A 21,264-nucleotide genomic window follows, 5' to 3' on the forward strand; every position below is an offset into this window, starting at 1 on the left:
GGTCAGGAACGACTGCCCATGAGGTCGGGATAGATTTATTATGTTGGTCGGTCCAATATATTGTTTTTGGAATTTCGATTGGAAAAATATATTAATGGATCTGGGTTAGCTCCGGGACTCGCGCGCCCGCTGGATTGGTTGTCCAAAGGCGACAGCGACAGGGGTTATGCCTCACCCTGTGCGGGCAATCATGACCGCGCCGCATCCACGAAGGCCGCCTCAACCCGCACGCGCAATCCTTCTGGTGCGAAGGCTACCTCAACCTCCCCGCCGAGCTGACGGCTGAGCACTCGCTCCAGCAGCGTTGTTCCGAAGCCCTTGCGGTCCGGCACGGCCACGGGGGGGCCGCCTTGCTCCATCCATTCGAACCGGATCTTGCTCTTCTCGACGTCCGCGGCAGGCAAGCTCCATGTGACATGAACGCGTCCCTGCGGACTGGAAAGTGCTCCATATTTCGCCGCGTTTGTCGTCAGCTCATGTACCGCCATCCCAACAGCCAGAGTGAGGTGGGAAGGCATGTCCAGGTCCGGCCCGGTCAGGATGCCGCGTGTGCCGGTCTGATCGTCATAAGGCTCGAGCTCACTGCGCAGAATATCCCGTAGCTGCACGCCCGCCATTTCGTTGTCGAACAAGAGTGTGTGGGTCTGTGCGAGGGACATGATCCTCTGGGTCAAGGAATCCCTGAAGTTCTGAATCGAGGGCGCGTTGCGGGCCGTGGAGTTCACCAAGGCCTGCACCGTGCTTAGTGTGTTCTTCACCCGGTGATGGAGCTCGCGCATGAGCAAGGCCTGCTGCTCCTCCAGACGCTTCTTCTCGCTCATGTCAGAGAACATGCCCAATGCACCCGAGACCTGCCCCAACTCGTCACGCAGGGCGCTGGTGGCGGCCAAGACGGGAATGGCCGCACCGTCCTTACGCCGAAAGCGGATCTCGAACTGCTCGAATTCGCCTGCAAGATTGCGGCCAACCCGCTCGCGGTGGTTCGGCTCATCCTCGGGGAAGGTGAACTCCAGCGCCGAACGCCCGATCATCTCGTCCGGGGTACAGCCCAGCATGGCCGCCATGCGGGCATTCACGAACTGCGTCCGAGCATCCACGCCGATCAACCAGATCCCATCATTGGCGGTCTCGACAATGGTGCGGAACCGCGCCTCGCTGGCACGCAGGGCCTCTTCGACGAGCTTGCGGTCATGGATGTCGGTGCTTGTCCCAAACCAAGCTGTGATGGCTCCTTCGGCATTCCGAACCGGAATGGCCCGGGTAAGGAACCAGCGATACTCACCGTCATTGCGACGGATGCGGGTCTCAATTTCGAAGTTGCATCCGCTCCGCAGCGCGGCGGTCCATGCCTCCATGCAGCAGGCCTGATCATCGGGATGGAGCACCAACTCGGGCCAGCAGCGGACATTCTGTTCGGGTGTGATGCCACAGAAGCTGAACCATTGATCGTTGACGAAGGTAATCGTGCCGTCGGGAGCCGCGATCCAGACGATGGTTGGGATCATGTTGGCAAGGGTACGGAAACGAGCCTCGCTTTCCTCAAGGAAGTCGCCGTGCTTCCGGAGCTGGGTGATCGGGCTGTCACGAGAGAGCAGAATGCTTGTCTGGCCGTCGATATGGGCGATCTTCTCTTCCGTTGCTGCAGTCGATGTGAAGCCCGGATCGGAAGTGAGCATCCCTGTCCGGTCATCGAGCTTTGAGGTGTCGATGACGCTCCGGCCGGTCAACCTTTCTTTAGCCGGTAGTCCGACGAGCTTGTTGTCGACGGTGCGCGGGCGGGAGATCATGGGCATCAATCTATCCTGTGCGAAGGCATGGATAGGGATTAGTTGCCCGTATGGCCCAGATCTAATATATTATTCTTAGCTTTACGATTAGAGAAACCTATCAATGGATCTGCGCCAGCTCCGGTACTTCGTCGCGACCGCGGAGGAACTGCATTTTGGCCGGGCTGCGGAGCGGGTCCACATCGCGCAGCCGGCCTTGAGCATCCAGATCAAGGCCCTGGAGGACATGCTGGGTGTCCAGCTCCTCAGCCGGACCAACCGGGTGGTGACCCTGACAGAGGCGGGCCGCCTTTTCCTCAAGGAGGCCCGCCGCACCCTTGAACAGGCGCAGCATGCCGCCGTCGTGGCCCGTCGGGCCGGACGCGGCGAGATCGGTCGCATCGAAATCGGCTACTCCGCAGACACGTCTTATTCCGGGGTACTGTCAGGAGTCCTGCGGCAGTACAAGCGACGGGTTCCCGACGTCGAACTCGGGCTCCACGAACTCCATCCGAGCACACAGATCGCACAGCTCCTGGAAGGTCGTATCCATATCGGGTTCATAGCCAACTTTGTTGACAGCCCTACCGGGAAGCTGCCGCCAGAACTGGATGCGATCCGCTTGGCGGAATGGCCGCTGAGGGTGGCGCTTCCAGCGGACCATCCTCTTGCGAAGCGGAGCCGAATTCCGCGAGAGGCACTCGCGGACGAACCGTTCATTGTCTACGTCGGATCAGACATTGAACAGGACCGCTCGTTGATCCAGATGGTGATCGGGTTCATGCCGCGTGTCGCATATGAAGTGCGGAGCGGGTTTTCTATCGTGAGCCTTGTCGGAGCCGGGTTGGGAGTGGCCATCGTTCCGTCGTCGGTCAGCTCGGTCAGCATCGGCGAGCACGTCGTCTACAGGCCCATCTCTGGCAACACGACGCAGGTCGGAACCGACGTCGTGTTCCGCCGGGACGCTGACGATCCAGCCGTGGTCAACTTCCTGGAGATCGTCCAGCCGGATCAGCATGATACCAAAGGAAAGCGACACCGAGGCACGTGATCCCTCAGGAAAAACCAAAGATACGTCAAGGTTCGCCGACGGAGCGTTCCCATTCAGGCCTGGATCATGGTTCCTCAGTGTTGCGGGTTGTGGCCTCGGGCAGAAAATTCCTTTCAATCTGCCCGCAGCCCTGCGAGGCGGCAGGGCACCCCATTCGGCTTCCTGGCTCGCCCTGTCACTCCGCCGTCCAACCGCCATCCATGGACAGATTGGTGCCCGTGATCTGGCTTGCCGCGTCCGAGCACAGGAAAACGGCGAGCGCCGCGACCTGATCGACCGTCACGAACTGCTTCGTCGGTTGTGCCTTGAGCAGGACGTCATTGATGACCTGCTCCCTTGTCATGTTGCGTGCCATCATGGTGTCGGGGATCTGCTTCTCGACCAGGGGCGTCCAGACGTAACCGGGACTGATGCAGTTGACCGTGATGCCGTCGGTCGCGATCTCGAGCGCCACGGTCTTGGTCAGGCCCGCGATGCCGTGCTTTGCGGCCACGTAGGCCGACTTGAAGGGCGAGGCGACGAGGGAATGGGCCGAGGCCGTGTTGATGATGCGGCCCCATCCGCGCGCCTTCATGCCCGCCACCGCCGCGCGGGTCGCATGGAAGGCGGAGGACAGGTTGATGGCGATGACCTGGTCCCACTTCTCGACCGGAAAGTCCTCGATCGGCGAGACGAACTGGATGCCGGCATTGTTGACGAGGATATCGACGCTGCCGAAGGTCTTTTCGCCGAGACGCACCATCTCCTCGATTTCCTGCGGCTTGGTCATGTCGGCCGGCGAATAGATCGCCTTGACCCCGAACTCGCTCTCGATCCCGGCGCGGATCTTCTCGATCTCGCCCGCATCGCCGAAGCCGTTGAGGACGACATTCGCCCCCTCCTTTGCGAAGGCAAGGGCGATGGCATGGCCGATGCCGCTGGTCGAGCCGGTCACAACAGCGGATTTGAAGCAAAACATCAATGAAGCCTCCTTGTTGCTGTATCCAATCGTTCAGTCTGAAGCACTCGCCTTGAGTAGGAATCTCCCTACGATCCTCAACCCATCGACTGTGGCACCTTGTACGAGCTGGCGTTCGACCATTGCTCGTATGCGTTCACTCCGCATGTCTCGCGGGTCCTGATGACGGAACGACATTTCATCTTCGGCATCGTACCAAGCCCTTGCAGGACATTATCAGTGGAAGAACAACACCCACCCAACCAATGCGAGCGGGGCAACAGCCCCAAGGCAAATGACACTGTGTTGCCTGTCATGCCATGCCTTCCTGAACGCGTTGGCCACCTTGTGAGCCATCACGCAGTGAAATCTCGGTCTTGGACCGGCGCTAGCGACACGGCTTCTCAGGCCGCCTGGCTTGCCTCGGCCACGTCCGTTGTGAAAGTCGCCGTCTTCGCGGCCACAAGGGCCTGTTGAATGGCGTTGAATACCGCAACCGCGGTCGGCTGTTTCAAGACAAGATCGCCGCGTGAAGACACTTCCTGCTCCGCGCCAGCCAAAATCACGACCCTGTTCTCGTGCACCTCATGGTACTGGTCAGCGAGAATCCAGCCGTCGACCAGGCCGGGCAGCACGGCACGTGTGTACAGCCAGCCGATGGGGTGGCTCCAGTCGCGCAAGGCCAGAAAGGCCCTCTCGCCCGTATCCGCCGTAATGACTTCATGGGCTTGGGCGCTCAGCCACTGCGCGAGTGTCTCCCGCATAATCGGGTTGTCGTCGGCAATGAGGATCCGTTGAGGTTTAACCGCGCTCATGGTGCTCTCCGGAATACGCCGAGGACTCTTTCGCCCATCAGCGCACCCTTTTTCGCTTTCCGTCTCAGTTCCGGGATGCATACTTGCTGTCCTGCATCGTATGCGAGCCACTGGTGATGATGGCTGCACTGGGGGAAACTTCATTCCGCAGGTTCGTAGCGTCTCTGTTTCCAGTGAGACGGCTCGGATGGCGCCAGATAGTCATGCGCGACCTTGCCGAGTCCGAGCGTCAGATCGGCCAGGATGTGGGTCGCCGAGACCACCTCCAGGATCGGCAGCTCCGCGATCGGCGCCAAGGCATGCGACCACAGGTTCAGGGATGCCGGACCGGTCCAGGCCTCTTTCAAGTTGACGTCCTCCAGGTAATACTCAACGAGTTCGCAGATGCGCGTGGTGCCATCGACATGGGGAATGATCTTAAGCAGGAAGTTAGGCTCGCGAAGCGAGGTCATGACGCTTGCGAAATCGGCAGCCTGGTGCTTATAGCCCATTGTAGCGGTCGCGATGCGAACCGGACCGTAGTCGAGCGTGCCGACCAGGGCATCGACCTCCGTGCGCAGGGTGGGATTGGCAAGCTTCTTGGGGAAACCCCACAGCTCACGCCCCCCAGCAATGGGCGAATGGTCGTTGAGAAACATGCAATGGGTGTAACTACCTTTGCGGCCGCGGAACGAGACGGGAATGACCTGTCCGCTCTCGGTGTAATCGCCGAAGCCATTCGAGTCCGGCATGCGGATGAACTCGAACTTCACCAGCGGCTCGTCGATCTGGAGCGGTTCCGGGACGAGCACCCGAAGCTTCTTTGGGTCGGTCCGGTAGGTGATGATCAGATACTCCCGACTGCGAAAGCGATAGGGTCCGATCGGGTAGGCCGGGCTGGTCAGGGGCATTGCGAATGCTCTGGTCCGAACAATGTCTTCGTGCATAGCTAAACTCATCTGTGTTCGATTGAGCGGGTCGCGAGTGCGGCAGACCGACTCGCAGACCACAGAGGTTGGTGCGCAGATCAGCCGCGCTTGACACTTTCGGCGCAGGATGTTCCCAGCGCTCGATACTCTCGTTGCGCGCTACTCCCGCCCATCCTTAACGAGATCGAATGTGCGAACCCCCTCCTGATCGTCGGGGCGCCGCAACACCTCGGGATGGCGTAACGTGCGCACCGCATCATGATAACCGGCGCGCCAGTGCTCCTCCATCGATAACCGGGAAAACTCGTAGTCCTTTGAGTGGCCTTCGTAGTGTTTCGACCGGTAAATCAGCTGGATGATGTTGTACGCTTTGCGGTCCGCCTCCGGGCTGAGTAGCTTTGCCTCGTCGCTGGTTCGCAGATCGTCCGGCAGATTCGACAGGAGGCTTGCGAGCGCATTGCGCAGATGCTGTACGCGCTTGAACTGGTCGGTGCTGGCGCGCGTCCGGCTGGAATACTGGATCTCCTTGTGCCGCGTCCCGACCTCGGCCAAGTTGCGGGGCAGTTCGCCGTGGGCATTCCACAGGTCGACCTGGAACGCGAGCGTATCCTGCCGCCGGCCCGCATCGACCACCCAGTCGAGCGGCGTGTTCGAGATGAGCCCGCCGTCCCAATAGTATTCGCCGTCGATCTCCACTGCTGGGAAGCCGGGCGGCAGCGATCCGCTCGCCATCACATGCTCAGGTCGGATTGTGTGCGTGGTGTTATCGAAATAGACGAAATTGCCGGTGCGCACATTCACAGCCCCGACGCTGAAGCGCATCGCGCCCGCATTGATCCGGTCGAAGTCGACAACGCGCTCCAACGTGCTTTTCAGGTGTTTGGTCTCGTAGAAGCTCGTCGCCTCGGGGACACCATCCGGGTGCAGCCAGGGAACCGGCAGCCGGGGCGTGAAAAAGCTCGCAGCCCCACTGACGAGGGCACAGGTCGCGCTCACCTGGTTGAAGAGGGCGCGCGCGAGGTCACCTTTGGGGGTGATGGTATGGAGGGCGCTGGACCAGTCGAGCAGCGGGTTGGCAGAGATCTCCTGCCAAAATGTGCGCAGCTTGGCGACACGCTCGGTCGGCTCGTTTCCCGCGATGATTGCAGAGTTGATGGCGCCGATCGAGACGCCGGCGACCCAGTCGGGATCGATCCCGGCCTCCGCGAGAGCTTCGTAGACGCCGGCCTGATAGGCCCCGAGCGCACCGCCACCCTGCAACACCAATGCGACGCATTCGAACGGGAGGTGTCGGTTGGCGGCCGCTAGATGTGGTTGGACTTGAATGTTCATGGCAGGTGTTCCTTCGCCTCAATGGCTTGTGGCCGCTGCCACCGCGCGAACCCACGGCGCTGTCCGCGATCGGTTGACAATGTGAGTGATCGTGCGGACCGACCGGGCCTCAAGCTCTTCGTTTAATGTGACCTCGCTGCGATAGCCCATCGGCAGAATGCCGGTCAGCATCAAGCGGTTAGGTTGCAGCAACATTCTGGTCTCCGCATCCATGTGGCCTGCCACCAGTGCATACATTGCCGAATTTACCTGGGTCCAATATATTGTTCTAGGTTTTACGATTGACTAAACATATCAATGGATCTGCGTCAGCCCCGGTATTTCGTCAGCTCGACCATAGCAGTCCATCTCCCGCCGTCCCGACCCTAGACGCCTCCGCGTTCCTGGCAAACAATGATGCCTGCGGGTACTTTTCGAGGCTCGACCAACTCGTCATGACCGGACCCGCCTTGACCAACGTCAACGACTTTCGTGCCATCTTGATCAGGTGATTGCATTCGAGGGCAAGAACGATCGGCCTCAGGGGCTTGGAGACCTACGATGAACGACAGCAATAGTCTTGATGCTCTCCTGGCAGAGGAACAGGAGTTACAGTTTCCGTCTTTCAGCGCCGATGTCGCCTGGACACTCGGCAGCCACATCTACCAGCGTGCGAAAGCCGCCTCCCTTCCGATCGCAATCGAGGTTTCGAGGAATGGCCAGCAACTGTTCTTTGCAGCACTGCCTGGAGCAACGCCGGACAATGCCGAGTGGATTCGCCGGAAACGGGCGGTCGTACAACGCTTCCACCACAGCTCCCTCTACATGTCCGTCGAGGCAGAGGTGAAGGGGCGCCCGTTCTTGCAGCGTTACGGGCTGTCCGAGCAGGAGTATGCGGCAGCAGGCGGTGGGTTCCCCATATTCGTCGGGGAGACCGGTTGTATCGGTGCGGTCGTCGTCAGTGGCCTTCCCCAACTCGAAGACCATCGCCTTGTGACCGAGGCAATCCGGGAGACGATCACCCGACTGACCGCATAGCATTCCCCGCAAGATCGCAGGTCCGGACTTCAACCCATGATCCGACACATCGTACTCGTCCAGTTTCGGAAAGAGGTCGATGAGCACCAGATCGCGGCCCTGTTCGGCGAAATCGAAGCTCTCCAGCCGCGCGTCCCGGGCATGCTCCGGGTTGTCTTCGGACAAAGCCTTGAGCTCGAGAAATTCGAGAAGGGATTCCGACACGGGTTCATCGTAGAGTTCGATGGTCGGCCGCCCTGGAGGCCTACCAGAACAACGAGGACCATCGCCGGACGGGCGCCCGGCTCGTGGGAGCGGCCGAGGGTGGTCTTGAGGGCATCCTTGTTTTCCACCTCTCAGCCTGAGAATTTGCGGTATGTAGCCGCTGTTCAATTCTGCCCAACTACTTCCAGCCCTCGAAGGGCTGCATAGGGTCGAGGCTGTGTCAAAACTCGAACAAGTCCCACTTCGACGAAGTATTTGTACAACTTCGCCCCCGTGTACCGGAGACTTCACTGTCTATCGAGGCTTGCAAGAAATTAAATTGCTCTACGGACCGACCCGTTCGCGTTTTGACACACTCTCGGTCAGGAAAGGATGAATCCGGTCCGTCCGGAACGTCCGGTCCTCCCGCCTGATGCGGACATTCGGTCTCTACTTCGCTCATGTGCCAACGGGATACCTTCCAAGCTCAAACCATCGATCACGCTGACCTTTCAAAGGCTCACGGGTAAATGGATAGAAATTCTTGGAGACGTCTTTATCATAGGCCCCTATCCTGACTGCTGAGGCACCTGCAGCTCGGTACGCCGACCGGTCTTCAATGCCTCCAAAGTCTTCTCAGCAATGTAGCTCGCCATATAGCCGTCCCAAGACGACGATGCGTTGTCGTCGAGGGAACCGGCATGAATAGCATTGACCCACGCCTGATCCTGCAGGCGATACGCATCCGCGAAACGGGGTATCCAGTTCGCTGGGAAGGCTGCCCTATCAGATCCCTCGTAGAGGACGGACGTCAGGGCGGGTTGGCCCATGCGGGCCCCTCCCCGTTCGCACACCGCTTCTGCATGGACGTGGTAGCCGTAGCCCGCATTCAAGAAGACTTCTGTCGAGACAATCGCGCCATTCTCGGCCTCCAATGTAATCAGGAGCGGGTCGGCAGCAGCCTCGGACCGGTCGCTGGTGAACGCCACAACAGTTACAGCCTTGAACTCCGTGCCGAGCAACCAGCGGCTGATGTCGATTTCATGCACGAATGAATTTGTGACCGCCATGTCTGCGGTAAACCAGTCCGGCGCGGCCCGATTGCGATGCTGATTGTGAAGGATGCGGATCTTGCCAAGGGCTCCCGCCTGCAGAGTAGCTTTTAGTTCTCTGTAGGTCGGGTCATACCGACGCATATAGCCGGTGTGAACGAGCTTCCGACCAGCAGCGCGCTCAGCATCGACGATGCGAAGACAATCTTCGGACGTTGCAGCGAGGGGCTTTTCGCAAAGGACGTGCTTTCCAGCATGGATAGCCGCGAGAACAAAATCGCCGTGCGTATGATCAGGCGAGGCAATGATGACAGCCTGAATGTCTGAACTGTCGATCAACTTAAGTGGATCAGTCTCAACCAGTGCGTCGCCTGCGGCTTCCCTGGCCCGAGCTGGATCGGCATCTGCCACGGCCACGAGATGTGCCCCGGATACATGGCTGCGGATAAGGCGGGCGTGATCCGAACCCATCACGCCAGCACCAATGACTCCAACCCCAATACTCATAGCATGTCCTTCCACATACAGTTTGCTGGCCAGTGCCTATGGTTCAGGTCCAATGCCGACTTTCGTCAACTGACCCTTCCTGAAACGGTCAAACCGGCCTTCATATTGGATGCATAGCGGCACGATATCCTGTGCTGACCTCAAGACGCCGAGACGCCGCCCTGTTCATAAAACGAGCCTTCGTTCCACCGGCGGAAATGCGCGAACCGCGCTTTGTACCACTTGTGAGAGGCTCGGCGGTGACTCAATCCGCTGTGACTGTCCTGTTCGAGCCGCAGCCTCGATCGCCAGAAGAGCTCGAACGTCTGCCAACCCTTCTTGACCATCCGCTTCAGGCGGTTTGTCCTGAAGAATGCAATCAGAGAAGTATGCGACTTGGCCACTGAAGTGATCAACCTGCGGAAAGGATCTCTCCGTAACCTGGCCGTCCCTGGTCAGCCTCATCCGCGTCGCAGTTTCGAATTTGAAACCCGGCGACATTTCGAGTTCCCCTTTTGAGCCGATGACGCGGTACATATCGAGAGGGGCCGCACCGAAACTTGCAACGAACGTGGCGATCCGGTCTCCGGGGAATCTGAGCGTGGCACAGATCGTCTCTTCCACCTCGGCGAACCGCAGATCCTTGTCGCCGTGCCCTCCGATAGCGACCGCCTCACAAGGTTCGCTGTTGAAGACATGGCGGGCAGCATTGAGGCAATAGACGCCAATGTCCTGCAATGGGCCTCCCCAATGTTCGCCTTTCAAGCGGTGGTTCGACTCGGCTGATTGGAAGCTGAACACGGAGATGAACACCCGTGGGTCGCCGATGTCACCACGGCGGATCGCCTCCAAGGCTTCAACAGTCCCCGGTTCGTAATGAAGGCGGTATGCGGTCATCAATTTGGCCCCCGACCGATCGGCAGCGGCGATCATGGCCTCGCACTCCGCGACTGACGTCGCCAAGGGCTTTTCGACCAAGACGTGTACGCCTGCATTAGCAGCTCTGATCGCGTAGTCAGCATGCATCGAGTTTGGGAGCGCAATATAGACAGCGTCCACTACCCCTGTGCCGAGCATCTCCTCGTACTGATCGTAGCCAAAGACATGCTCTATGCCATAAAAGTCAGCCAGCTTGAGTGCATTGGCCCTGCTTCCGGTCACAATAGCCGTTATGACCGAGTTTCCGGTTTGGTCGACACTGGGCATGAAGGCCTCTTGTGAGATCCAACCTGCCCCAACGACGGCATAACGAACCTTTTTCAATGCTCCCTCCCTATAGGGCAATACAGGTGGCGTGTGCTTTGATTGAGGCCGAGATTGCCTCGGCGTCGAGGGCAATCGGATGCCGACGCCGATCTCCCGATGATGAGCCGCTCGCCCCTAAGGGCACAACTTGCTTGACCATTGAGGTCCATTGCCTTTGGACAATGCAATAATTATTGCAGCCACTGCCAAATCGTCAACTTTTATTCCAGATATGGAGAGTGGCGAGGATCACCCTTGCCACCCGTCTCAGACCGTCAAATTCAGTTTCTTCCACTATCAAAGTCCCAGCAGTGCAGGCACGCTGACTCCTTGGGAACTGACGTGGATTGCTGGCAGTACTAAGTCTGGCTTCGGTTTGGCGTCAACGACGCGCCGGCTTTCGATCCCGGATCTCACATTCCCTAAAAAGCCGGTGCCGATTCGCGTGCGGTTCCCATCAACACCGTGCGTCGTCAGTGAGTATCGGTTAGGACCAGCCTCCATCCACGACATACTGCTGATTGGTGCAAGCCGACGCCTCGTCGGACGCGAGAAAGACGGTGAACCGCGCAATCTCGTCAGGCACGAGCTTCCGCTTCAGGCACTGACGCTGCATCAGTTCTCGTTCCGCCTCCGGGGTGAGCCACTTCTCCAGTTGGCGCTGAGTCATGATCCAACCGGGCGCGATCGCATTGACGCGAATATTGTACAGGCCATAGTCGCGTGCGAGAGAGCGGGTCAGCCCGAGAATGGCAGACTTTGCCGCCGTGTAGGCCGCCATGCCTCCTTGACCGATCATCCACGAAAATGATCCGAAGTTGATGATCACGCCAGCACTCGCGGCTTGCATGTCAGGCAGCACCGCTTGCGCAGCAAAGAACTGGTGCTTAAGGTTTACCGCAAAGCGGTCGTCCCAGTATTCCGATGTGACATCCGGTGTCGGATGCCGCTCATCATGAGCGGCGTTGTTGATGAGAATCTCGACTGGCCCGAGGCTTTCCCGGACCCGGGCAACGGCAGACTGTAAGGCGCTGATATCAGTGAGATCCGCGTGTTCAAACCGTACGCTAAGACCGCGTTCTGATAATTCGCCGGCAAGCTTCACGGATGGTTCGGTCGCGATATCAATGAACGCGACCTTGCATCCTTGGTCGGCAAAGCGTCGAACGATCGCTTCACCGATGCCTGATCCTCCACCGGTGACCAGCACAACCTTGTTCTTCAGATCACTGTAGGTTGCGACCATATCGTTATTCCTTCCGGACCAATTCCTGTGATCAATCTATAGTCTGCGTGAATGGTATGGCATTGTTACGGACGAACCCGACACCGTCACCCGAGCTTTGCTGATCAAACTCAGCGGATAGGTTGCTATGTCAGAATCCCTCATCAACAACCCGTTCATCGATCTGTTGGGTGTTCAGCATGAACACTGGGAAGACGGTTATATTCGCACCCGCCTTGACCTCCGTCCGGATCATCAAAATCGTTCAGGTGTGGTCCATGGCGGCATTCTGACAACGCTTCTCGATCACGTTGGCAGCTTTTCTGGGTTGTACTGTACCACCCCCGCTCACGCACGCTTTTGCGTCACTCTCTCCCTCACATGCAACTTCGTAGGTCAATCGAGAAGTGGAAGTATCGTGGCTACAGGCCGGCGAACGGCCGGAGGGCGTAACATCTACTTTGCCCAATCCGAGATCCTCGACCTCAACGGCTCAGTGCTTGCGACAGGCACAAGCGTTCATCGCTACCGCAAGGGAAGCGAGAATCCTCAAGGTGTCCCGGTCAACCTCTCAGATCTCCACCCCTCTTCGTGAACCGGGCATGGTGTGCTCCGGGCTGGCCGAACACCATTCCGGAGCTAGGTGAAAGGGCATGCTCTCCTCTGGATCGCATGCCCCTGTTCCCCTTAATGGACTTGGCCGCGAGCCTAGCTCTACTCGTCTAGGTGCCCGATCCCACGCAGCTTGTCGCATTCTGCGGAGTGCAGACATCCAAACCGGTATAGGTTGGATCCTTAGGAGCGGGCTTTCCGTCCTTCATGTCCTTTAGGAACATCATAGACTTGTAGCCCATCTCGAAGGGACGCTGTCCCACCTGCCCCTTGGACAGGCCGGCTTTGAGAAGGTCCATCTGGGCCGGCAAGGTATCAGCGACGACAAGAGCTAAAGAACCGTCATCGATACGGGCCTTATACTTCTCCGCAACCTTCCGGTAAGCCTGTGGGATGAACTGTGGGAAGCCGCCGGTTGGAATGAACGCATCCAGCTTCGGGTTCTTCCCGAGTGTATCCTCCATCTGTTGCACGGCGAGCGGGAAATCGTCGTTGGTGTACAGTGGACAGCCGGCTACCTCCGTCCAGCCGTTCTGACCGGTCAGCTTTGTTCCAGGAGCCGCCGTTGACTTCGCACCGGAGAGAGTATCGCGAATACCCTGCATCCGCTCGTTGTGGTTTGCGGCGGCGGCTCCCCCCGATTGGATGCACAAAGTCCCACCCTTTGGCTTGATCTGCTGTGCGAGCTTGGCAAGATTGACGCCAATGTCATAGTTGTAGGTTCCGACATAGGCGGCGCGAAGGCCTTTATCCTTCTCCAGAAGATCAGAGTCCCAGGTGAGGACTGGGATGCCGGCCTTCTTTGCGCCTTCAAGCGCCTTGCCGACAGCGGCGGCGTTGGCCGGCGAAACGGCGATGCCATCAACCTTTTTGGCGATCAGGTCATTGATCACCTGGACCTGCTCTTCGCCACCTCCGTGCTCACCGGGTCCGATATACAGGCACTCAATCGCACCGTTGAGCTCCTTCTCCGCCTTCTTGCAACCATCCCGCGCTTGATCGAAGAACGGGTTATTCATGTTCTTGGGAACCAGAGCGAGTGTATATTTCTTGCCCTGGGCTTGGGCGCCGGCTGCAGTCGCAAGCAAGGCTACCGCGGCGACACTGTAAGCTAGAACTTTCATTGGGCTTCCTCCTTGTGATGTCCGGCTTCCCTCAAGCCGAACGCTTGCCGCGGATCCGCTGCAGCAGAACCGCTAACACGATGAACAGGCCGACAAAGGCGCCCTGCCAGTTTGCATCGACGCCGGCCATGAGCAGCGAGTTTCGGATGACTTCGATCAAGGCAGCGCCGATGACAGCCCCATAAGCACTGCCGTGCCCTCCCATCAGATCGGCGCCTCCGATGACGGTTGAGGCGATTACCCGCAGCTCGTAGCCTTGGCCGAGAGCATTGATGGCGGATCCTTGCCAGCCGACGATGAGCACAGATGCCAGAGCCGCCGTGAGGCCTGAAACGATGTACGCCTGGAGTTTGATACGACGGGTGGGCACGCCTGTGAGGCGGGCGGCATTCTCGTTGCTGCCGATGGCGTACAAGTAGTTGCCCCAGCTCGTGAAGTTCAGGATGAATCCAAAGATCAGGGCGAGGATCATCAGCACCCAAACTGGATTGGCCACGCCCAGGATCGCTCCGCCGCCAATCGCAATGAACGTATCGCCATAAGGACCGAACTCGTAGATCATCTTGTTCTCAGACAAAACGATCGCCAGCGAGCGGGCGATCGACAACATGCCGAGGGTCACAACGAACGCCGGAAGCCCGACATAGGCCACCAGGACGCCGTTCACGGCCCCTGCAAGAGCACCTGCTGCCAGTCCGGCGAGGACCGCAATTCCCCAATGCCCTTCAGCCTGGAGCACAAGACCGCAAATGACGCCGACAAGTCCCATGATCGAGCCGACCGACAGGTCAATGCCGCCGGTGAGAATAACGGCGGTCATTCCGATGGCCATGATGCCCACGAAGGCAAAGTTGCGCGTGATGTTGTAAAAGTTATCGGCGGAGGCAAAAGCGTCGGGCTGATCCCAAGTCATCACGGCACACATGACGACCAGGGCGACCGTGACCCAGAACGGCTGGCTTGCGAAGAGCTTGTGCGAGAGGCTGCGCTCCTTGAGCCCAGTGATGTCCTCTATCTCGACGCTGCTCGGTGTGGTCGGGAGTTGGGTTGTTGACATGGAACGCTCCTATGCAACCGTCAGGCAACGTGGATCGCACCGGTGATGAGTCCGGTCACTTCTTCGGGCGAACTAGAGGTAATGGCTTTGTCAGCGACCTTTCGACCGCGGCGCATCACAACGACGCGGTCGCAAACCGCGAATACGTCCGGCATACGGTGGCTGATCAGCACGACAGCAATGCCTCGGTCCTTGAGGCGGTGAATGAGATCCAGCACCTCGGCCACCTGACGCACGCTGATCGCGGCTGTCGGCTCATCCATGAGAACGAGTTTGGCGTCAGCAAGCCGGGTCCGGGCGATCGCGACGGCTTGCCGCTGACCACCGGACATTTGCTTCACGAGATCACGGGGACGGGTCTCCGACTTGAGTTCCTTGAACAATTCAGCAGCCTTGGCGTACATGGCTGGGTAATCCAGGATCTTGAGCGGACCGATCTGGCGCTTGAGCTCGCGGCCAAGAAAAACGTTCGCCGCTGCCGTGAGATTGTCGCACAAGGCAAGGTCTTGATAGACAACTTCGACCCCAGCCACCCGGGCGTCAACGGGCTTGTGAAAGTGCTGCACCTGGCCGTTGATGCGGATCTCCCCCTCTGAGGGACGGAAGTTGCCCGCAATTACTCTGACGAGCGTGGATTTGCCGGCGCCGTTGTCTCCCATCAGGCCAACGGCCTCACCGGGCTCAATCGTTAGATCGACACCCTTAAGGGCCTCGATTGCACCGAAGTGTTTAGCAATTCCATTGAGTTCCAAGAGTGGCATTGACGGCTCTCTCCTTTGTCTAGGCCATGCCTTTGGCAGCCACGCACCAGTCACGTTGGACGCGCCGGGCTCCCTTGCGGTGTGATGCGCCGTCCGGTGCTGATGGATAAGGAGTGTTTGCGAAACGGCGCACTGCTCCACGGCATGGACCTTCTCCCGATTTTCTTATGTCCTCGGCACCGATGATGATCTTCTGCCCAACTGGCTCATGGCACTCTCCGCTGGGCCGCGAGGATGCCGAAGGCTCATCACCAAGCCGGCCCTTCCAGGTGGCCGGAACACTATTGAGATTCAGGTGAGACGCGCCCCAAGCGTGGCCGATACGGAAGCAGCGGCGGCGTGGCCAGCCGAGCCTCTGGTCGCTGACGACCGGACGCCAAAGGCTGCCGGTGCTCAAAGTGGTAAGGGAACTGTTGCGTCGTATGCACCATCCATTCCTCCCATTGCAGCCGATTTTTGTGGCCTATTCGCAAAATCCTACAAGTTTATTTGCGCTATGTCAAACACTGCAACGAATATTGCGAAAGTGATTTTTGGCAATACCGCTTGTCTCGTCGCACGCAGGGAATGGGCGGAACTGGTATCCTCCTATATGCCGTGGATGTTCGCTGTAGATGCCCAAACCGGGACGTGGAGCCCGTGGGTAGTAACGACGGGGGTTATCAAACAGCGACCGACGAGGGAGTACATCTCAAGACGCAAAAATGAAGGCGAGGACTTGCCCTCGCCTTCATCGCTTGTCTGCACGGAGGCTGAGTTGTTGCTAGTACGGCGACTCGGGGAAGTAGTACTGCTCGGCATTCTCTTTGGTGATCAGCGGGCTTCCCAGAACCCACCGGCCGCTGACGGGAGCGCCGGTGGCAAACTTCATGGCGGTTGCTCCGATAGCGGGAATGATCAAGGTCGGCGGGTAAAAGATGTCCGCGTCGATCAGCTTATCGCCATCCATAATGCGCTTGAAAACCTTGTTCATGCCAGATCCACCAAGCACGATCATGCCCTTATCGCGGCCGGCTTGGCTGATGGCCTCGATGGCGCCGAGGGCGGCATCGTCATCGCCCGCCCACACGCCATCGATTTGGGGGAAGCGCTGGAGATAGTCCTGCATCACCTCGAAGCCCTTGTCCGGATTCCAGTTCGCATACTGCATGTCCAGAACCTGAACGCCCGTGCCATCCAGGGCTTTTTTGAATGCATCAATGCGGATGTTGTCGATCGCGGTGGGAATGCCGCGCATGACGACGACCTTGCCTTTGCCCTTCAGCTTCGTCTTGAAATACTCGGCGGCAATGCGCCCGTACTCGGGATTGTTGCCGCCGACATACAGGTCCTCGATCCCTTCCTCCGACAGGCCACGGTCAACAGTTGTCACGAAGACGCCCTGCTTCTTCGCCTCCTTGACCGGCTCCGTTAACGGATCGGATTCGAAGGGGAGAACGACAAGAGCATTGATTTTTTGAACCGCAACGAGATCCTCGATGTCGTTCACCTGCTTCGTTGCGCTGTCAGCCGTCGTGATCACGAACTCGAGGTCGGGATAGGCCTTCCTCAGGGCGTCCACAGTGCGCTTGGTGTGGTAATTCAAGCCACCTGTCCAGCCGTGAGTTGCGGCCGGAATGGAGACGCCGATCTTCGCCTTCTCTGCCAGTGCTATGGATGATGAAGCCGCGACCGTCGCTAGGGCCATGGCGCCGATACCTAGAAATGAACGTAGGCTTGATAACATATCTTCCTCTCTTCGGGTAAACTGCTGAGCCTTGTTATCGGGCCGCTCGTCCCTTCTGCATGAGAACAGCCAGAATAATGATCGCGCCCTGGATGGAGCCGTTCAGATGCGGACTGAACCAAGACGTGAGATTGAGAATGTTCTGGATTAGGCCGAGGATGAGGACGCCGACGATGGTTCCCCAAATCCTCCCATAGCCCCCCGACAGAACCGTTCCACCGATGATGACGGCCGCGATGGCTTCGAGCTCCCAAAGGACACCGGTGGATGGCGTCGCCGCGCCAAGACGTGGCACGTAAATAAGAGTCGCCACGGCCACGCACAGCCCTTGGAGAATGTAGGTTGCAATCCGGACTCGGCTTACATTGATGGCCGAATACTTGGCGACCGCGGCATTGGAACCGATGGCGGCACAGTGGCGGCCAAAGCGGGTGCGCCAGAGAACGAACTCACCAACGATGGCCAGGATGGCCAAGGCAATGATCGGATAGGCGATCCCGAACAGGGTTCCGTAGTAGATCGGTCTTGCCGTCGAACGAAGACCCGATTCCAGGGAGATCGCGCCGCCATTTGAAAGGTAGGTCAAAAGGGAACGAAAGATCCCCATCGTGCCGAGCGTGACAATGAAGGCTTCAATGCGCCACCGGGTGATCAACACGCCATTGACGAGCCCTGCCATCGTTCCCAGGAGCAGCGCGAACAGAATGCCGGCCAGCACGGTGACCCAACCTGTGCCGAGCGTCGGGGCAACAGCGTTCATGAACATGATCATGAGGCCTGCAACGAGCGCCGACATGGCGCCGACGGACAGGTCGAGACCGCCGGCCGTGATCACGAACGTCGTTCCGATCGCAATGATGCCAATGAGCGCGCTGCGTGTCAGCACATTGCTGATATTTGCCGAACTCAGGAATGATTCATTGATGAGTCCGCCGATGAGCAGCAATGCGGCCAACGCGATCAACGGGCCAAAGGATGTCAGATGATCACTGATCCTGTACCGGCCGCTTGTGGCAGGAAGCTTGTTTGGAACGGCAATCGTATCAGACATGGATCGGTGCCTCCTTCAGGCCCACGGCATACCGGACGATTTCGTCCTCGTTCATTGCGTCGCCTGCCACCTCGCCGACGATGCGGCCCTGACGCATGATCATCACCCTGTGGCTAAGACCGATGATTTCCTGCATCTCTGACGAGATCACCACGCAGGCTTTCCCTGCAGCAGCAAGCGATTGAATCAGACGGTAGATTTGCTGCTTGGTCCCGATATCGATGCCGCGGGTCGGCTCATCGAAGACAATCACGTCGGGCTCTGCGAGCAGGGTTTTTGCGATCAGAAGCTTTTGCTGGTTGCCCCCGCTGAGCGTGCCCACACGGGCTGACGGCTTGGGTGCCTTGATCTCGTATGTTGTGATCGCACGATCCAGTTCAGCCCGTTCGGCCTTGAGATCGATGACCGTACCGCCTACTAATGCCCCCTTGAGGAGCGTCAGGTTCTCGCCCAGGGACTTCTCCAACAGGAGCCCGTGTCCTTTGCGGTCCTCTGTGAGATACGCCATTCCCATCTGGTAGGCTTCCCGCGGCGTCGGAAGATGGCGCCCCCGCCCTTGGTAAGCAAAGGTCTTGCAGTGCGCAGGTCGTAGGCCGAAGAGCCCTTCGAAGAGTTCCGTACGGCCCGAACCGACCAGACCTGAGAAACCAAGGATCTCTCCCTTCTTGAGGTCAAAGCTCGCGCGCTCCACGTAACCCGGCACTTCAAGCTCGCGCACCGACAGAACAGCCGTTTGGTCAGGCTTCGGGTGCTTGGTCGGGTAAAGGTCGGACAGTGGGCGCCCGACCATCAGACTCGCCATTTCGTCCTCGGTAAGCGAACTCGTCGGAGCAACGATCACTATCCGGCCGTCGCGAAGAATGGCCGTCTGGTCCGCGAGCCGCTTCACCTCGTCGAGCTTGTGCGACGTGAAAATAACGGCTCCCCCATCCTGCCTGAACCGATCCACGCGCTCGAACAGGTGATCCGTCTCGTGATGGCCGAGAACGGCCGTCGGCTCGTCCATAATCAAGAGGCGTGGCCGGCGGGACAGAGCCTTGGCGATTTCGATCATCTGCCAGTCCGACACGGCGAGCTTCGACAGAAGCGTCCGCGGATGAATCGTGGATCCGAGTTCCTCCAGCAAGATGGCGGCACGTTGCTCCATCGCAGCGTAGTCGAGGGCGCGGCGGCGGGTCGGCTCGTAACCGAGAAAGATGTTCTCGGCGACGGTGAGATGCGGGATGAGGCAAAACTCCTGGTGAACCAGGACGATGCCGGATGCTTCAGCATCCACATTGGTCTCAAAGAAGACATCAGACCCGTCGACGAGCAGATGGCCGGACGAAGGCTTCTCATAACCCGCAATGATCTTCATGAGCGTTGACTTGCCAGCGCCGTTCTCACCGACCAGCGCTGTCACCTCACCGGGCGACACAGCAAAATCGATCTCCTTCAGCACCTCAACCGGCCCGAAGCTTTTACGGATACTGTTCGTGCGGAGCAGCGTCATGCCCTGGCGCCCCACTTGTGCCGCGCCCTGCGCCAATGCTGGTGTCGTTCGCCCGATCCTGTGCGGGATTGTGGTTGAGTACATGATGTCCGCCTCGCCATGGATCGATGATTCAGGCTTCAGCTGCAGCCAGGTGACGGGCTTCAGATACGAACGGACCAGTGGTGCGTTTCATCGGCGTCCTCCTCGTGCGGCGGATGTTCAGGATCCACTCTCAGGGTCCCACGTTCGCAATTTATGTTGCTTATATTCGATATTTGCAACGAACGTTGCTAATGTCAATCGCTCTCTTGTCGGAGCGCTTGTAGACAGTGCGGTTCTTGACAGGACCTTTCGCCACAGGTTCATCGTGTCGACGAGTTTTGGCTCGTCGATGTGGCGTCTCACTTCGTGATTCAAACGCTGACAGATCGGCCGCTCAAAGCCGACTCCAAGGCGCAATCCGCAAGCCGCAGCGCTTGGCGGCCGTCGAAGGGAGTGACCGGCATGGGCGAGCCCGCTCGAACCGCGGAAATGAAAGCGTCGAGTTCGTGACGATACGCATCAGCGTAGCGCTCCAAAAAGAAGTTCAGAAGTGGCTCAGCTGCCTCGGTTTCATGGCGGGTCCAGCGGCGGATTGTCGTTGGCCGCAAGTTCTCATTCTGCAGCATCCCTGCCGATCCGAAGATCTCGAAACGCTGATCGTAACCGTACACAGCCTCGCGGCAGCAATTGATATGGCATTGACGCCCCGATGCGGTTCGCATCTGCACCATCACGGTGTCGAAATCGTCAACCTCCGCCAGTGCCGGATCGACTAGGCGGCTCGCGGTGGCCAGCACGTCAGTGGGCTCTTCGCCCAGCAACCAGCGGGCCATGTCGAAATCATGGATGACCATGTCCCGAAAAATGCCCCCGGAATGCTTGAGATACTCGCGCGAGGGCAACCCCGGGTCACGGCTGGTGATAATGACCTGCCGGACGTCCCCGATCTCCCCAGAATCGATGGCGCGGCGAAGTCGCTGGGCACTTGGATCGAAGCGGCGATTGAAGGCCAGCATGACACGACCATTCTGGCGCTCGATCTCCGTCAGCGCCTCATCGTCTTTGGCGATATCGAGATCGATCGGCTTTTCACACAGAACGGCTTTTCCCAGCCTGACGGCATGGAGCATGAGGCTCACATGGGTATCCGTCGGCGTACCGATCACGACGGCATCGACATCTTCGCGCTCAATGAGCGAAATTGGGTCCAGTGAGGCTTCGCACGAGAGAAGATCTGCGAGAGAACATGCGGCGCTGCCGAACGGATCGGCCACGGCGACCAGCCTCGCGTTTCGGTTCATCGCCACATTGGCGGCGTGGATTTTGCCGATCCGTCCGGCACCGAGCACTGCAACGCGCAACATCGGTAAAGCTCCTGTCGGTGTCGTAGCCTAGTGGCC

General features: G+C 58.9%; 21 protein-coding genes. 5 read left to right on the forward strand and 16 right to left on the reverse strand.

Going from position 1 to position 21,264, the window contains the following annotated elements; genetic code table 11:
* Positions 1 to 188: 188 nt before the first annotated feature.
* On the reverse strand, positions 189 to 1,793 hold the full coding sequence (locus tag BB934_RS02590) for a PAS domain S-box protein (protein ID WP_099508230.1): 1,605 nt from the start codon (positions 1,791 to 1,793) through the stop codon (positions 189 to 191).
* Between the two features lie 97 nt (positions 1,794 to 1,890).
* On the opposite strand from BB934_RS02590, the gene BB934_RS02595 reads away from it, so the two are divergent.
* Complete coding sequence (locus tag BB934_RS02595; RefSeq protein WP_099508231.1) at positions 1,891 to 2,817, forward strand: LysR substrate-binding domain-containing protein; 927 nt, start codon at positions 1,891 to 1,893, stop codon at positions 2,815 to 2,817.
* Between the two features lie 175 nt (positions 2,818 to 2,992).
* On the opposite strand, the gene BB934_RS02600 is transcribed toward BB934_RS02595, so the two are convergent.
* The 5 genes from BB934_RS02600 to BB934_RS46780 all read right to left on the reverse strand — a co-directional run bounded on the left by BB934_RS02600 (position 2,993) and on the right by BB934_RS46780 (position 7,022).
* On the reverse strand, positions 2,993 to 3,775 hold the full coding sequence (locus tag BB934_RS02600; RefSeq protein ID WP_099508232.1) for a 3-hydroxybutyrate dehydrogenase: 783 nt from the start codon (positions 3,773 to 3,775) through the stop codon (positions 2,993 to 2,995).
* Between the two features lie 383 nt (positions 3,776 to 4,158).
* Complete coding sequence (locus BB934_RS02605; RefSeq protein WP_099508233.1) at positions 4,159 to 4,569, reverse strand: response regulator; 411 nt, start codon at positions 4,567 to 4,569, stop codon at positions 4,159 to 4,161.
* Between the two features lie 140 nt (positions 4,570 to 4,709).
* On the reverse strand, positions 4,710 to 5,495 hold the full coding sequence (locus BB934_RS02610; protein WP_099508234.1) for an acetoacetate decarboxylase: 786 nt from the start codon (positions 5,493 to 5,495) through the stop codon (positions 4,710 to 4,712).
* A gap of 141 nt (positions 5,496 to 5,636) precedes the next feature.
* A complete protein-coding gene (locus tag BB934_RS02615; RefSeq protein ID WP_099508235.1) occupies positions 5,637 to 6,809 on the reverse strand; it encodes a patatin-like phospholipase family protein in 1,173 nt (390 codons plus the stop codon).
* 18 nt (positions 6,810 to 6,827) lie between these two features.
* Positions 6,828 to 7,022, reverse strand: coding sequence for a hypothetical protein (locus tag BB934_RS46780; protein ID WP_157933987.1), 195 nt, complete (start codon positions 7,020 to 7,022; stop codon positions 6,828 to 6,830).
* A 68-nt stretch (positions 7,023 to 7,090) separates the two neighbouring features.
* Between BB934_RS46780 and BB934_RS50505 the strand changes: the two genes are divergently transcribed.
* The 3 genes from BB934_RS50505 to BB934_RS02630 are packed head-to-tail and all read left to right on the forward strand — an operon-like array spanning position 7,091 to position 8,237.
* Positions 7,091 to 7,300, forward strand: coding sequence for an MOFRL family protein (locus BB934_RS50505; RefSeq protein ID WP_099508236.1), 210 nt, complete (start codon positions 7,091 to 7,093; stop codon positions 7,298 to 7,300).
* A gap of 49 nt (positions 7,301 to 7,349) precedes the next feature.
* On the forward strand, positions 7,350 to 7,826 hold the full coding sequence (locus tag BB934_RS02625; RefSeq protein WP_099508237.1) for a heme-degrading domain-containing protein: 477 nt from the start codon (positions 7,350 to 7,352) through the stop codon (positions 7,824 to 7,826).
* Positions 7,827 to 7,862: 36 nt separating this feature from the next.
* Positions 7,863 to 8,237, forward strand: a complete 375-nt coding sequence (locus BB934_RS02630; protein WP_237050154.1) for a Dabb family protein — start codon at positions 7,863 to 7,865, stop codon at positions 8,235 to 8,237.
* Positions 8,238 to 8,578: 341 nt separating this feature from the next.
* Here BB934_RS02630 and BB934_RS02635 read toward each other — a convergent pair whose 3' ends face one another.
* The 3 genes from BB934_RS02635 to BB934_RS02645 all read right to left on the reverse strand — a co-directional run bounded on the left by BB934_RS02635 (position 8,579) and on the right by BB934_RS02645 (position 12,038).
* The gene (locus BB934_RS02635; protein WP_099508238.1) at positions 8,579 to 9,568 is read right to left on the reverse strand and encodes a Gfo/Idh/MocA family oxidoreductase; all 990 of its coding nucleotides are present in this window, start codon (positions 9,566 to 9,568) and stop codon (positions 8,579 to 8,581) included.
* Positions 9,569 to 9,733: 165 nt separating this feature from the next.
* Positions 9,734 to 10,810, reverse strand: coding sequence for a Gfo/Idh/MocA family protein (locus BB934_RS02640; protein ID WP_099508239.1), 1,077 nt, complete (start codon positions 10,808 to 10,810; stop codon positions 9,734 to 9,736).
* Between the two features lie 469 nt (positions 10,811 to 11,279).
* The gene (locus BB934_RS02645; RefSeq protein ID WP_099508240.1) at positions 11,280 to 12,038 is read right to left on the reverse strand and encodes an SDR family NAD(P)-dependent oxidoreductase; all 759 of its coding nucleotides are present in this window, start codon (positions 12,036 to 12,038) and stop codon (positions 11,280 to 11,282) included.
* Between the two features lie 127 nt (positions 12,039 to 12,165).
* Between BB934_RS02645 and BB934_RS02650 the strand changes: the two genes are divergently transcribed.
* Positions 12,166 to 12,612, forward strand: a complete 447-nt coding sequence (locus tag BB934_RS02650; RefSeq protein ID WP_099508241.1) for a PaaI family thioesterase — start codon at positions 12,166 to 12,168, stop codon at positions 12,610 to 12,612.
* Positions 12,613 to 12,739: 127 nt separating this feature from the next.
* Here the strand turns inward: BB934_RS02650 and BB934_RS02655 are convergent, their stop codons facing one another.
* The 7 genes from BB934_RS02655 to iolG all read right to left on the reverse strand — a co-directional run bounded on the left by BB934_RS02655 (position 12,740) and on the right by iolG (position 21,228).
* A complete protein-coding gene (locus BB934_RS02655; protein ID WP_099508242.1) occupies positions 12,740 to 13,753 on the reverse strand; it encodes a sugar-binding protein in 1,014 nt (337 codons plus the stop codon).
* Positions 13,754 to 13,784: 31 nt separating this feature from the next.
* On the reverse strand, positions 13,785 to 14,810 hold the full coding sequence (locus BB934_RS02660) for an ABC transporter permease (protein WP_099508243.1): 1,026 nt from the start codon (positions 14,808 to 14,810) through the stop codon (positions 13,785 to 13,787).
* Between the two features lie 20 nt (positions 14,811 to 14,830).
* The gene (locus BB934_RS02665; RefSeq protein WP_099508244.1) at positions 14,831 to 15,571 is read right to left on the reverse strand and encodes an ATP-binding cassette domain-containing protein; all 741 of its coding nucleotides are present in this window, start codon (positions 15,569 to 15,571) and stop codon (positions 14,831 to 14,833) included.
* 763 nt (positions 15,572 to 16,334) lie between these two features.
* The gene (locus BB934_RS02670; protein WP_237050155.1) at positions 16,335 to 17,258 is read right to left on the reverse strand and encodes a substrate-binding domain-containing protein; all 924 of its coding nucleotides are present in this window, start codon (positions 17,256 to 17,258) and stop codon (positions 16,335 to 16,337) included.
* A gap of 73 nt (positions 17,259 to 17,331) precedes the next feature.
* Complete coding sequence (locus BB934_RS02675; protein WP_099508246.1) at positions 17,332 to 18,348, reverse strand: ABC transporter permease; 1,017 nt, start codon at positions 18,346 to 18,348, stop codon at positions 17,332 to 17,334.
* Positions 18,341 to 19,924 (reverse strand): sugar ABC transporter ATP-binding protein, encoded by a 1,584-nt coding sequence (locus tag BB934_RS02680; RefSeq protein WP_237050156.1) that lies wholly within the window; start codon positions 19,922 to 19,924, stop codon positions 18,341 to 18,343. The genes BB934_RS02675 and BB934_RS02680 overlap by 8 nt, the downstream gene beginning before the upstream one ends.
* Positions 19,925 to 20,235: 311 nt before the next feature.
* Complete coding sequence (gene iolG / locus BB934_RS02685) at positions 20,236 to 21,228, reverse strand: inositol 2-dehydrogenase (RefSeq protein WP_099508248.1); 993 nt, start codon at positions 21,226 to 21,228, stop codon at positions 20,236 to 20,238.
* Positions 21,229 to 21,264: the final 36 nt, after the last annotated feature.

Source organism: Microvirga ossetica (assembly GCF_002741015.1).
GTDB classification, from domain to species: domain Bacteria; phylum Pseudomonadota; class Alphaproteobacteria; order Rhizobiales; family Beijerinckiaceae; genus Microvirga; species Microvirga ossetica.